Raw genomic sequence first — 14,045 nt, forward strand, 5'->3', positions numbered from 1 at the left:
TTTTATTTGCTTTGCTTCCCCTGCCGCTTCTAACTAGCAACTTAAGTTACTAGAGGAGCGATCTTTCGGATCGCTCCTCTAATTCACTCTTCTAAATTTGGCTCTTCTGGCTCACGACTACGGCTACCTGCTAGAGCCGCCGCCATCGCATCCACGACTCGCGACACCTGGACGACCTCTAAACCAACGTCTTTATAGCTCGATCCCTTCGGAACAATTGCCCGCGTGAAGCCAAGTTTAGACGCTTCTTTGAGCCGGAGTTCCATTTGAGAAACGGGGCGAACTTGTCCGCCCAGTCCCACTTCACCAATCACAACTGTATGGGGATCGATGATGCGATCTCGGAAACTTGCCGCTACTGCCACAGCAACGCCTAAATCTGCTGCGGGTTCTCCCACGTTTAAACCGCCGGATGACGCAACATAGGCATCGAGTTTAGACAACGGAATGCCAACCCGCTTCTCTAGCACCGCGAGAATTTGCAGCAGACGGTTGTACTCAATTCCAGTTGTTGAGCGGCGGGGTGAACTATAGCTTGTCGCACTGACGAGCGCTTGCAGTTCGACGACGATCGGGCGGGTTCCTTCACACGCCACAATGGTGGCGGTTCCCGAAGACCCTTCTTCCCGATTGCCTAAAAACAGTTCTGATGGATTGGTGACTTCTTCTAAGCCCTGATCCACCATCTCGAAAACGCCGATCTCATGAGTCGCCCCAAACCGATTCTTCACTGATCGCAGCAACCGATGGCTGGCGAAGCGATCGCCTTCAAAATACAGAACCGTATCAACGAGGTGTTCGAGAACTTTTGGACCTGCGATCGCGCCTTCTTTGGTCACATGTCCCACAATAAACAGCGTAATGTTCTGCTGCTTAGCTACTCGCATCAAAATGGACGTACATTCCCGAACCTGCGATACCGATCCCGGTGCCGAAGTGAGCGCACTGTAGTAAAGCGCTTGGATACTGTCGATAATCGCCACTCTCGGCTTCAGCGACTCCAGTTCTTCCAGAATCGTATCCAAATCAATTTCCGGTAGAAGGTAAAGATTGGATGGGTCTGCTTCCTGATCTCCCTTATCTCCCTTAATGCCCAACCGTTGCGCCCTCAACTTCACCTGCTGCCCAGATTCTTCTGCACAAACATAAAGCGTGGGATATCGCGTAGATAACTGATTTGCCGTCTGCAGCAACAGCGTCGATTTACCAATTCCAGGGTCGCCACCAATCAGCACTAGCGACCCTGGAACAATTCCACCCCCCAACACGCGATCGAGTTCCGTGTAGCCCGATGCCAACCGAGCTTCAGTGTGATCCGAAATTTCCGTAAGTTTTAAGGCAGAAACGGCATGAGCAGGGCTATTCTTAGTCGAAGTACGCCCATTGCCACCATTGACACTGCGAACACGAGTTGCCGTAGCAGTCTGCGCGGCAGGGCGAGCAACCTGTTCTTCTAGCGAATTCCACGTTCCACAGGAGGGACATCGACCAAAATATTGAGGCGATTCCGCTCCGCATTCATTACAAACAAAGGTCGATCGTACTTTTGGCATTTGCAAAAATTAATATTAGGTTGCTCTGCAAATCAGGTAAACATTAAGAAACTCTGAAGCTCAGCCAGAATAAGGTTTTTACGCCCTCAAAATGAAGAAACGAGTTACTATCTTTAATGATAAAGTACAAAAATTAAGGTTTATAGATTTGACTTCAAGGAGCGTTGCAAAACTTGGAAACTCATAAAGAAAAGATCCTGGTGGTCGATGACGAGGCAAGTATTCGCCGCATTCTCGAAACTCGCCTTTCCATGATTGGATACGATGTCGTGACGGCAGCAGATGGTGAGGAAGCCCTTGATACGTTTCGCAATGCCGATCCCGATCTAGTCGTTCTCGATGTGATGATGCCAAAGCTCGATGGCTATGGCGTTTGTCAAGAACTCCGCAAAGAGTCGGATGTGCCGATCATTATGCTGACGGCATTGGGAGATGTTGCCGATCGCATCACGGGGCTAGAACTTGGTGCAGATGATTACGTGGTCAAACCGTTTTCTCCAAAAGAACTCGAAGCGCGAATCCGCTCGGTTTTGCGTCGGGTGGATAAGACAGGGGTTACGGGTATTCCTAGCTCTGGTGTGATTCACATCAACAGCATTCGGATTGATACCAACAAGCGCCAAGTCTACAAAGGGGACGAACGAATTCGTTTGACAGGCATGGAATTCAGCTTGCTAGAACTCCTCGTCAGCCGCTCTGGAGAACCCTTCTCTCGGTCAGAAATTCTGCAAGAGGTTTGGGGTTACACCCCTGAGCGACACGTCGATACTCGTGTAGTAGACGTTCACATTTCTCGCTTGCGTGCCAAGCTTGAAGATGATCCTAGCAACCCAGAACTAATTCTGACAGCTAGAGGAACGGGTTATCTATTCCAAAGAATTTTGGAGCCTGGGGAGATCGAATAAGGTTGATGCCAGCTTTGGCGCTCCATACTCGACTTAAAATCTATAGCTGTTCAAAGCTTGTAACCGTAATTTGTCTAGGCAAGTAATCGGCTCCAAGCTTTTTTGCACAGAAGCCCATCGAAATGGTTTGGTTAGGCTGTACATCGCGCCTCTACTCTGGAGGCGTGACCGTATAGTGCGAATTTTGTTTCTCAAAAGTGCCGTTTCAACTTTGGGTAATCGCGGCTTGATGCATCAAAAATTTTAGCCGCCAGTTACTCACCACTGCTCGATTTGGATTCGTGACTTCCTGGCTAACGCAAAAATCCTTCCAGTCTGATTGAATCATCAGATTGACTTTAAGATCCCGTGTCTTACTCGGTTGATCCACCAACGATCATGTGGATGGCGACGCCGCTCGTCCATTCGCTGTAAAAGGATTAGATTAAACCCAATAAAACAGAAGTAAAGGGTAGGATTGCACTACCCTTTTTAAGATTGAATTACTTTTTTTCAGCACTCTCAATGTCGATCGCATATCGAGCGATCGCTAGGGTAATTCGTGCCTGCTCGGTTTCAGAAAGGTCTTCCCATGCCGTCGAACGTACACTGTTTGCTGCATCCTCGCCTCGCATTGAGTAGGCAAAAGGACGCGCCAGAACTTGCAAATCATCTTCTGCCCACCCAGGCAGCACGTCCTGCACACACTGCACTAACTGATCGGCAAGCGCGATGGAGGTCTGCGCCACTTGCTGAGCTTGCCGCGCGATCGCATTTAATAAATCCTGAGGAACATTGGCAAACTTATGTGATAGCGAAGTTTGCAGGGTTGTTGCCGAGAACAACTGATCGATATGGCTAAACAGAGACTGCGATCGCTCTGCAACATCTTGATCCGATAGCTCTAAAGTAAGCGCTTGCTCTAAATCATTAAAGAATGATTCTGACGCTGGATCGGCAGGATTCCAAGGATAAGGAAGTTTGCTCTTTGGCTGATCTAGTACCTCAAACTCATTTCCGTTCCACGTCACGCCTTCTGCTTTGAGCAGCGCATCGAGAAGATCTTGCTCTACATTGATTGAGCGATTAGAACGACTTGCTTCCTTACTCATAGCTGATGAATCCCGCGTCCACGAATTAAACTAGGTTTGCTTTCTAGAGCTACAGACTGCCCGACCTCGATTCCGTAACTGATCCTATAATTTCCGTTAAATCACGCAATGATGGGACAGTTTCTACAACGTCCTCCTCTCAGATCGCCTCTGACAGCATAACTGAAAATTCTAAGACAGAGTTCTGAGAACCCCCGAATTTTAGTTGCGCTCCGGGCTGCAACGACACCTCCTGATGGTGGACTTTCTGCCAGTCGCCAGCGACCGTGACCCACGTTCCATACCGAGAAAAATCTCGCAGAAAATAGGTAGGCTGATGAGCGCCTTCTGCCACGCTGCGATAGAAAATTTCTGCATGTTTGCGCGAGACGCCTGGTTCGCTTGAAAGAACAACATCATTTTCAGCACTCATGCCGACTCGCATCAAGCCGCCTCGAATCTGCCATACTCTGGACGTTTCGAGCGATCGCAGGGCAGCGATCGGCGTGGGTTGCCCAAGCTGACTAGGAGTGCGCGGAATCTGAGTTAAGCTTTCATCCGACGGCTTGATCAATTCCCCGTCAAACTCGGGATGCATGTAGAGGACAGGCAGTGTCCAGGCTTGATGATTAAACCGAAACAAAGTTAGTAAATGCTGCCGCGCCACGGCGACTGCTTGATCGATCGGCATTCGCTGAGCCAAGGCTTGAGCGAGAACTTCGATAAAGCTCAACGCTTCTTCATCCGTGATCGAATCGCGCATCGCTAAAACAGCCGGAACCCCGTGATGCAGCAGCACTTCTGCCAAACTACTCCGAGGAATCGCCTGATAGCCTTGCTGATCGGGTTGAGCGCCCCAACAGGCATTGAACACCGCTAATTTGACTTGACAGCGCGTGAGTACCTGCGCTAGTTCCGTTCCATTCATCGGCATATCAGGACGCAGAAACAGCATCCCGCCATCTGGTGCTGGAACTCCGTGCCCTGCATAAAACAGGACGTTGTACCGCTTGGCTTCTAATACTTCAATCAATTCTGCGGGCGTCGGCTGTAATAGAGTATCGACCCGACAAGGTGCCATCCGCCGTCCATTCCCGCTCGTTGGATTTAAAATCCGAGTCAGCGCGATCGCTTCTTGCTCTAGCCGCAGTCGGTTTAGGTCAGCCTTCTGAATTCCTTCTAGCGCACTAGAACTGGGCTGCACTCCCGGAGCTGCGTCTTGGCCCAACACCAGCAGAATATTCAAGCTTTGCTCAGAGCGCAGCGCAGGCAGCGCATCTACATCACTGGTCGTGCGACTAAAGAGAAGCTGCTGGCTCAGAGACACCGCTTGCTTGCCCGCATCACTCTGCATAATCTCCCACGGAATTTCAATCAAGGCGGGATCACGGACATCGATCCGGATCCGCAGGGATTTACCTTGCCCGATCGCGATTCCCTGACTTTGATCGAGGCTACTCTGAATCGGCCCATCAAATAGCCAATGCCATAGCCCAACTCCTAGCGTCTGCATCAGCCGCCCGCCCCGAGAAACGGGCTGTCCCAAAGGGGATTCGATGAGAACGGGGGGACGGGCTTGCGACACGTGAGGCACATCCGGCAAGCCCCGCGCCGAAAACAGCTCTTGCCAAGCCCACCAAAGCTGTGCCAGTTCATCTGACCAGATCGAGTCGTGCAGCACATACCCTGCTCGATAGGGCGCTTGGATGACATGAATGGCAAAGTGCGGCGCTTGGGTTGCCCGCAATCGTCCGATCGCTAAACTTAAGCAGGGAATGTCCGACACAGCCATGAATTCACTACAAATACTCAAACATGATGCTTCCCAAACTCAATCTTAAGGGCTAGACCCGCTAGAAACGAACTCTTCGTTCGGTTTCTGTCATTCGTTAGCGATTTGGCTTAGGAGATTCCCGTGGCGTGTCCGTGGGCGAAGGAGTTGAACTAGAAGTTGGACTCGTTGCTGAACTCGCTGGACTAGAGGTTGTAGTTGGACTCGGAGTTAGACTCGGAGAACCAGGAGTACACGCTCCTAACTGATTGGGCTGGAGGCTAAGGTCTTGGTTGATAAAGGGCGCGATCGCGCTTTCCTGTTGCCATCCGGTTTGTCCTGGGATGGCAAATCCACTATCAGGCGGAACCGAACACACTTTTAGCCCAACCCAAGTTTGCCCCTGGATGGTTCGCTGTCCCACTACCTGAAGAACACTGCCTGAAGGAATTTGTCCCACAATTTGTTGAGGCGAAAGGTTGATTGGCTGTTCAGGATTCCGTAAGAGCGGTAGTTTTGGACTCGCCGAATCCCGTTCGAGTTGCAGCAGCGATCCCGTTGATAATTTGACACTAGGAGACGGGGAGGGATCAGGAGCAACTGCTGTAGGCGTCGAGGGAGTGGCTAATGGGGGCGTTGGGATCACGGCTCGACGTAGCTCTGGAATCAGCAAAAGTGCTAAGAGTCCACCGAGTCCGAGTAATCCGAGAAAGGTAAAGATTGGGGCAAGCCATCGCCCTGATCGAGACGCGTTAGACGGTACAACAATTTGTGTCTTCAGACGGGACGGATTGGTGGTCGCTGCGCTAGGAGGTGTCTGGGGAAGAACCGCCGATTGAGCCGTAGACAAGATAGGAGCATCGCCCCGTTTTTGGCTAACTTGAAACCGCATGAGACCGATCGTCACGTTATCGTGTCCATTGCGAGTGTTAGCAATCTCGACTAATCGGCGGGCAGCGACTCCTAAATCGGCTTTGCCATCTAAAAGCGGCGCAATTTCGGTCTGCCAGCATTCCTCGACGCGATCGTTGTCGCTCAATCCATCGGAACACAGCAGAAACACACAGTCTTCGTCTATGACAAATCGCTGCACCGTGGGATGAAGATACGTTGAACTACTCATTCCCAAAGCTTGCACCAGAGAGCCAGAGGCGGGATGCTGGAGCGCCTCTCGGTACAGGGTATAGCCAAGCCGCACTTCCCGCGAGGCCACATCATCATCAAGCGTGACTTGATAGCACTCGGTGCGAGTGATGCGGTAGGCGCGGCTATCTCCCACGTGGGCAAGATAGAGCTGATGGGCAGAGGCTAAACCCATGACTACGGTTGTTCCCATACGCTGGCGCTCTTGCCGTCGTTCTAAGTCATTTTGTTGGCTGATGCTGTTGTTGGCGGCACAGACAGCTTCATCTAACACATGGGATACGCTGGCGGCGTCCATAGAATGGGAAGCATTTTTCTGGACTTCCTCGGCGATCGTTGCGATCGCGAGTCTTGACGCCACTTCTCCGCCTTCATGTCCGCCAATTCCATCACACACAATTACTAGAGGAAACGGCGCAGCATCGGTTGACGTGACAAAATTCGTGTCTTGGGGGGGATAGCAAGCGTCTTCGTTGGTCTGGCGGCTGGGTCCTTTATCGGTGTCGGTGGCGATGTGAACTTGACGATGCTGCCCGGTTGCATGGGTTGCCAATGCTTGATCGAGAATGGCAACCAAATGTTCTGGCGCTGTGATCTGCTCATCAATCAAGTTTTGGCAGAGGTCGCTCAGAAACTCTGCGATCGCGCTGTTAGATCGGGGTTGCCACTCTGCCCAGAGGTGTCCCAACTGAACGAGCGTAGGAGGCTGGCGATCGTGGGCTAATTCTAGCGATCTCACTAACGCACCATCAACTCGCAGCAATTCTGGAACAAGTAGGGTCGAGGCAACCTTCTCTGAATTCATCGGTTGCCAAAGCTGAGCAATTTGCCACAGCCAATTCAACTGACGCAACGCAGAACTGGATGGCCATTGACTACCGAGATCTGGCATCAGCATTCCGCTCAAGTCTTGACCTTGGCTAGACTTCGCTCCGCTTGAATAGATGGGGGCTTGCTCTAAGAGCAGAACAGCCATGTCCTCTGACTCAACAAAGCCGTAAATTTGAGGAATATGAATACGGTAAGGAAAAAGCCGCAAATAAGCTTCGAGACTCGGCGTAATATCTGTTGGTGTTTCTGGAACCAAACCAGGCGTTGTGTCTAGCAGAATTCTCTGACTTTTCAAAACATAGCGGTTAGCCACCCTATCGCCCGGACGAAGCGTTTCTAAACCAACGCCTACGGCCCAGAGATATCGCTTTGGCAGAGGCGTTTGGCAATTTGAGCAGATCTGACTGCTCTCTGCATTGGGCGTCTGACACAAGTAGTTAGGACACTGAATAGGCGAATCGTTTTGCATTGAGACTTACGCACTGACTAGAAAGGCGGACTGACTGGGAAGGTGGAAAAGGGCAATGCGGATTAGCTTAACATTCCACCGAAAACAGCAATTGCCGCCTTTCTATGTTATCCCGCGTAGGTTATTCCACTTAATTTCTACTTGACGCCAGGCTGAACCCATTGGAGGAATACTGGCGTCAACGCTGCGTCCATGAAGAACATATCGACCAATTAATATCGATCAATATAGACTCACCAACATCAACAGGATAAACGACTAGGTATTTGCGCTTTCCCCAGATCCACCTAGAATTGAGAGGGGAATAAGTAGATATACACAGCGGGATAATGGATATGGCAGAAAATGAGTCTAAAGTTTCATTCTCTCAGGCTCAGTCGCCATTGTCAGAACGGGAACTCCAGGTCATCGAACTCGTGGCGTCGGGGTTTACGAATCTAGAGATTGCTGAAAAGTTGGAAATTAGCAAGCGAACGGTAGACAACCATATCAGCAATATCCTGACCAAAACGGGGACCGATAACCGTGTGGCGTTGGTACGTTGGGCGCTGCAATGGGGCAAAGTGTGTATTGATGAAGTGAACTGCTGCACCCTGCCGCCATACAACCCTAATCAGGACAAAGCCTCGTCTTAGAGGATGTCTGAGAAGTCTACAGACTGCATTTTGTTCATGAAGGAATAGGCGTTTTAGACGTTAAGCTTTAACGCAGAAATAAGGGTTTCAACTCCTTCAGCCTTTTCAGACATCTTCTTAGAAGGGTTTGAGTCTAAGGGATTGAGTTCAATAGAGTTCAATAGTGGGGGCTTCCCCAACGTAGCGATCGTACACGAGGTGCAAACGTTGAAATATTCCATCCGAAATGCTCGGCTTCCTTTGGCGGTTTACCGAGAGATTGCGGCTCATCTCTCTCAACTTGAGGGCGTGAAGACCGACCTGACGCCACAAACTTCTCAATCCTTTGAGTACACGGCAAGCCAAATTGGTAGTTTAGAGATTCAACTTTCTGATCCTGCCGAGGCAGAGGGGAAAGTTGAACAAATTTTGGCGTACTATAGCGATCGCTTTGGTGCGTGGGAACGCCAGTCAACCTAAATAATATTGAAATTTCAAAAGCGCAATGGCTTCAATTCAAGCAATTCGAGGAACGCGGGACATTTTGCCCGGTGAGATTAGCGATTGGCAAACGATCGAATCGGGGGCTCGAACGATTCTAGGCTGTGCCGCTTATCAGGAAATTCGCACGCCCCTGTTCGAGCAGACCGACTTATTTGAGCGGGGCATTGGCGAAGCAACGGATGTGGTCGGCAAGGAAATGTACACCTTTAAAGATCGCGGCAATCGCTTTCTTACCTTACGCCCTGAAGGAACGGCAGGCGTTGTGCGATCGTATGTTGAACATGGGCTTCACGCTCAGGGCGGGGTGCAGCGATTGTGGTACACCGGAGCCATGTTTCGCTACGAACGTCCCCAAGCCGGACGGCAGCGCCAGTTTCATCAGTTAGGCGTGGAAGTATTGGGCAGCAGCGATGTGCGAGCCGATGCCGAAGTCATTGCGATCGCTAACCAAATTCTTCAAGCGATTGGCTTAAAAAATCTCTCGCTGCAACTGAACTCGATCGGAGACGCGAACGATCGCAGTAACTACCGGGAAGCGCTCGTCTCGTATCTGACGCCCTTTCAAGACCAGCTTGATCCCGATTCGCAGCACCGTTTGAGCCGGAATCCGCTCAGAATTTTAGATAGCAAAGACGCTAACACCCAAGCCATTCTCGACAAAGCACCCAGCATTTTGGAGTATCTCAGCCCCAATTCGCAGAAACGGTTTGAGCAAATCCAAGCGCTCTTAAGTGATTTGGGCATTCCGTCCACAATTAATGCTCGCCTTGTGCGCGGCTTAGATTACTACACGCATACCGTTTTTGAGATTCAGTCAGAGGACTTGGGCGCTCAAGCGACGGTTTGTGCGGGCGGGCGCTATGACGGGTTGGTGAGCCAGTTAGGCGGACCCGAAACGCCAGCCGTTGGTTGGGCAATGGGGTTAGAACGCTTGGTCATTCTTCTACAGCAGCTTCAAGCTCAAAAACTACCGACGGTTGACTTTTATATCGTTTCTAGGGGCGAAGCGGCAGAAGCTCAAGCCCTAAAGCTGGCTCAAGCCCTTCGCCAAAGCGGATTCAAAGCTGAATTGGATCTCAGTGGCAGCGCCTTTGGTAAGCAATTTAAGCGTGCTGATCGCAGCGGAGCCGCCGCGTGTTTAATTCTGGGTGATGCAGAAGCTGAGGCTGCAACGGTGCAACTGAAATGGCTGAAGAGCGGAGAACAAAGCGCGATCGCGCAAACAGAGTTGCTGAGTAATCTCGATCAGCTAAGGCAGCAACTTAGCCACACAACAGCGTTAGCACAAAAGCATCAGTAGAGAGCAAAGAATTGCATTTCCCGTTCTGCAAAAATCTCCAGTTTTTATCACCTACTTAACTTAAAGACATTGCCTTGATGAGATGGCGACGAATTCATCAGAGCAACCGTTCGTTGATCGATGAGCGGACTGTAACGATTCGATCAATTTTCTACTTCGCCTGTTGTGACAGAGTGAACTTTTCTAAAGACTTTGTTATGGTTTTCACCTTTTTCTCCTTAGAATGAATCTCGAATTCTTTTTGTTCTTTCCAGAATTATTAGGAACTATTAAAAATATGACTGAACAAGTCGTTAAGCCTTACCAGGGAGATCCCTTTGTAGGAAATCTCTCCACACCCATCAACGATTCTTCGTTCACCCGTGCGTTTATTGGCAACTTGCCAGCTTACCGCAAAGGTCTCTCGCCTCTGCTGCGCGGTCTAGAAATTGGCATGGCGCACGGCTATTTCCTCGTCGGACCTTGGACAGTCTTCGGACCATTGCGCGATTCTGACGAGGCTGCTCTAGGCGGATTGATCGCGGCTGTTGCCCTTATCTTGATTGCAACACTTTGCCTCTCGTCCTATGGATTGGCCACCTTTCAAAAAGACAGCGACGACTCCTCCACAAATTCGCTTCAGACCTCAGAAGGGTGGAGCCAATTTGCGGGTGGATTCTTTATCGGCGCAGTCGGCGGTGCGTTTGTGGCTTACCTGCTGCTAACCAATCTTCCGATTCTTGACTCTATTATGCGCGGCGGCTTCAACTAAACAAGCTGTGCGACGCTCAGTCACTTCAATCTTGCTGTTTGAGTCTGATTTTCAACAATCAGGCTCTTTTTCATGGTCTTTATCTCCGAGAGTTAGAGGTAACTTTCGCAATCCGTAGTCAAATCGTCGAACTTGGTCTACTCTTAGAACTACAAATTTCGGTGGGAAGCTCCTTAGCCATGCCTGAGACAGCAGAATGGGAATTTCTGTTACAGCAAGAAGGCGATCGCTCGTGGTTGCCGCTCGAATCGCCAGATGTGGAGATTTTGGAAGGTCGATATCGGATCATGGCGCGATCGCAGCGTCAGAATGCGACGATAGACATTCAGATTGCTTATGAAGATTTCGACGACGATCCACCGAAGCGACGCACCCAGAAGCGGACAAATCGAACCAACCAAAATGGCTTGCTAGTCGTGATTCCTTACACCACGCTGAAGCCAGGAGCTTGGGAAATTGTTTGCTCTAATACCGATCTAGTGACCGATTTGTTAGGCAATAGCTCAAAGCACACGGTTAAGCTCCACGTTCTGAGTCGCGACTCGGATACGCTGGACCACTGGGATTCAGATTGGCAAATCTCTGCTGCCCAATCAACCGATGCAAAGGCTGATACTGCCTCTAGCATCGCATCGACTTCTAGCGAAATAACAGCGCACTCTAACAAAGAAAGTTCAGCCTCCTCAGAAGAAACTGCCGAGTTTGAACCGTTGCCGTCTTTAGAAGACATCGTTGAGCTTGAACCACTGCCGGTTTCAGAATCCGACACAGTAGAGCTAAGCGATACCATTCCTCCCATTCCTGAACCCGAAGTTTCCGAAATTAACGACTCTGAAATTGATGTCTCCGAAGCCGAAGTCTCTGAAATTGATGTCTCCCAATCTGAAATAGCTGAAATCTCTCCATCATCGGCATCAGATGATATCGCTGAGATAGAACGATTGCTTTCTTCAGACGCTGAAGATTCGTTCTCACTGGCTTCAACAGAACTCGTTGAGCGATCGCACAATACCGATGAACTTGCTCTAGAGTCCAACGCAGATCCGCTAGTTGCTTTAGAAGAATTGGCTGAAGTTGAACAATTACTTTCGTTTGAGATCGACGAGATAACTGAAACCGATACCATGATTGCATCGGAGGAAGAACGGTCTTTGGCGCTAAGGGAGACGCCTGCAACGGAGGAAAATTTTCTAGCGATCGACCCTCAAGAAGACGCTGATTCTTCGGTTGAAGATTGGCTTGAGCAGGCTGAGCAGATGTCTCAACAGATTGCCGATGAGGTGCTGCAAGAATACGGACTGTCGCCCGACGACCTGACAATCAGCAGCGAATTCGCAGACATCCCGCTAACCAACCTTCCCTCTCTTCCTCCCTTACAGATTGAACTTACGCAAAGCACTTACATTGCTCGTCGCGGCGAAACCCTCGTTTTAACTGGGCAGATTACACCCACCGAGGAGGTTGCAGGCGATGTGCCAATGTTAGCTTCCGCTCTGCTAAACGTGGTGCTGCGCGATCCTCAAAGCGGTGAAACGCTGCTCGAAACTCAAGCAGCAATTGCGAGTCAGGCTTTGCCTACCGATTTGACCTATCAACTCACTCTACCTTCTGAGTTGACCACTCAACTGGTCTTGGGCGAGGTGACGCTCTACGACATGACTCCCGACGAAGAGAGTGAGTCGTTCGGACTGATGCGAAGCGCCAGCCGAATTTTGGCAAGTCAGCCTTTTACCCTCACAGCAGACGCCGCAGACTTACTAGATGCGATCGCAAAGCAAGCGGCCTCTAACCTCGCGGCGCAGGAAGCGGAAGCAGCACGACAGGCAGAAGCATCTGAACAGCTTCGTCTTGCGGCGGAGACTACAACACCTCCCATCGCGCAACCTGCTCCTCTCGATCTCGCCTTTCTCAGCATGGTTGAACCCGTGCGATCGATGCAGTTCGAGAGTTTAGCAGCCACTATCAAAGAATCTTTGCCCCCCCAGCTTTTTACAGCGTCTACTGATGCAAAGCGCAAACGGTTAGACTTACCCGATTTCTCATCCCCTAAAACCGATTCAAATGTGCAGAATCCGTTTGCTTTAGAAGAGTTTGAGTTCGGTTATCCCGACGTCGAGCAACTCAACTTATTTGATGCGCCAGAGCCAACCGTAGACTTAACGGCCTTGAAAGCCGCCGAGGCAGATTCAGAATCCGAAGAATTCGTACCGCTTCAAGAGGTTTCAGAGCAGATTTCACTGGATGAAGCCAGTCAAGACGATGCGCCTCAACCGCTGGAAGATACAACGCTCGTTCAATCTAGCTTTCAGGCTTTGAATCTCCAGGATCGGTTTCTCGATCGCCTCAATTCGCTCGCCTCCGATCCAAACCCTTCAACTGAGCCGACCTCATTAGACCTAACGTCATTGAACACGTCATTAGATAGTGAGGAATCGGCATTATTTTCGAGTACCTCTGACACATCGAAAGCTTTGGAGCCAGATAGAGCAGGTTCTGAAGATCCGCCCTCAGAACCACCACCTGTTCTATTTGAAGATCGCAACTTCAGAAACTCATTTCCCGAAGCGGCTCCGACCGATGAGTTGTCCAGCGATGAAATCGTTGTCGATAGCGAACCGATCTTACCCCTGGCTAAATTAACGCTGTCCTTCGCTCAAAAGCCCTCTCTAGTAGAGCTGCACCCGGCCAACAATCCATTTCTACTCCCTGAGAATCAGCCTGTCCCAGTACCCGTTTTAGAGGGGATCGAAACTGAGTTAATCGGAGGGCAACCCTTCTCTGTGCGGGTAACGCTTCCCGATATCTTGCCTAAAATCTATGTCAAGCTTTGGATTCATGATCGCCAGAGCCGCATTTTGCTCAATAGCCCTCGCTGGGTGTCAGAGTTTACACCCAACGGACTTGAAGCGGTAGAAGCGATCGCTCAACTCACCGTCCCGTTGGGCAGCATCGAAATTGAAGTGAGTGCGATCGCGATTGAAATGACCACGAACCGCGAAAGCCACAAAGCCTCCCTCGACCTTTCCGTGACTCCCCCTGACTTTGCTGACTTGACCTTAGACGAGGAAGACGAGGTGGAAGACTAGGTTGTGTTGATAATTATGTGAAGTTGGGCTGAATAAGCTAAAAGGCGA

At 50.3% G+C, this 14,045-nt stretch carries 11 protein-coding genes; 6 read left to right on the forward strand and 5 right to left on the reverse strand.

What is annotated here, in order from left to right:
* Window positions 1–83 precede the first annotated feature (83 nt).
* Window positions 84–1,553: a DNA repair protein RadA gene (gene radA, locus AC5JLB_RS05860; RefSeq protein ID WP_495872911.1), complete on the reverse strand. Its 1,470-nt coding sequence runs from the start codon at window positions 1,551–1,553 to the stop codon at window positions 84–86.
* Between the two features lie 173 nt (window positions 1,554–1,726).
* Between radA and rpaB the strand changes: the two genes are divergently transcribed.
* Complete coding sequence (rpaB, locus tag AC5JLB_RS05865) at window positions 1,727–2,458, forward strand: response regulator transcription factor RpaB (protein WP_162422093.1); 732 nt, start codon at window positions 1,727–1,729, stop codon at window positions 2,456–2,458.
* Window positions 2,459–2,663: 205 nt separating this feature from the next.
* Here the strand turns inward: rpaB and AC5JLB_RS05870 are convergent, their stop codons facing one another.
* From AC5JLB_RS05870 to AC5JLB_RS05885, 4 genes are all read right to left on the reverse strand, one after another.
* The gene (locus AC5JLB_RS05870; protein ID WP_495872912.1) at window positions 2,664–2,786 is read right to left on the reverse strand and encodes a hypothetical protein; all 123 of its coding nucleotides are present in this window, start codon (window positions 2,784–2,786) and stop codon (window positions 2,664–2,666) included.
* A 154-nt stretch (window positions 2,787–2,940) separates the two neighbouring features.
* Window positions 2,941–3,549 carry a hypothetical protein gene (locus tag AC5JLB_RS05875; RefSeq protein ID WP_495872913.1) on the reverse strand — a complete coding sequence of 203 codons (609 nt, stop codon included), beginning with the start codon at window positions 3,547–3,549 and terminating at the stop codon, window positions 2,941–2,943.
* A 139-nt stretch (window positions 3,550–3,688) separates the two neighbouring features.
* Complete coding sequence (locus AC5JLB_RS05880) at window positions 3,689–5,320, reverse strand: CHAT domain-containing protein (protein ID WP_495872914.1); 1,632 nt, start codon at window positions 5,318–5,320, stop codon at window positions 3,689–3,691.
* A gap of 97 nt (window positions 5,321–5,417) precedes the next feature.
* Window positions 5,418–7,742: a protein phosphatase 2C domain-containing protein gene (locus AC5JLB_RS05885; protein ID WP_495872915.1), complete on the reverse strand. Its 2,325-nt coding sequence runs from the start codon at window positions 7,740–7,742 to the stop codon at window positions 5,418–5,420.
* A 335-nt stretch (window positions 7,743–8,077) separates the two neighbouring features.
* Between AC5JLB_RS05885 and pedR the strand changes: the two genes are divergently transcribed.
* The 5 genes from pedR to AC5JLB_RS05910 all read left to right on the forward strand — a co-directional run bounded on the left by pedR (window position 8,078) and on the right by AC5JLB_RS05910 (window position 13,997).
* Window positions 8,078–8,377, forward strand: coding sequence for a photosynthetic electron transport-dependent transcriptional regulator PedR (gene pedR / locus AC5JLB_RS05890; RefSeq protein ID WP_495872916.1), 300 nt, complete (start codon window positions 8,078–8,080; stop codon window positions 8,375–8,377).
* 207 nt (window positions 8,378–8,584) lie between these two features.
* Window positions 8,585–8,836 (forward strand): hypothetical protein, encoded by a 252-nt coding sequence (locus AC5JLB_RS05895; protein WP_495872917.1) that lies wholly within the window; start codon window positions 8,585–8,587, stop codon window positions 8,834–8,836.
* Window positions 8,837–8,861: 25 nt separating this feature from the next.
* Entirely contained in the window at window positions 8,862–10,160 is a 1,299-nt protein-coding gene (hisS, locus tag AC5JLB_RS05900; RefSeq protein WP_495872918.1) for a histidine--tRNA ligase, read from the forward strand.
* Window positions 10,161–10,437: 277 nt separating this feature from the next.
* Window positions 10,438–10,911 (forward strand): photosystem I reaction center protein subunit XI, encoded by a 474-nt coding sequence (locus AC5JLB_RS05905; RefSeq protein WP_495872919.1) that lies wholly within the window; start codon window positions 10,438–10,440, stop codon window positions 10,909–10,911.
* A 179-nt stretch (window positions 10,912–11,090) separates the two neighbouring features.
* Entirely contained in the window at window positions 11,091–13,997 is a 2,907-nt protein-coding gene (locus AC5JLB_RS05910; RefSeq protein ID WP_495872920.1) for a hypothetical protein, read from the forward strand.
* The last annotated feature ends 48 nt before the right edge of the window (window positions 13,998–14,045 follow it).

It is taken from the genome of Myxacorys chilensis, assembly GCF_059505265.1.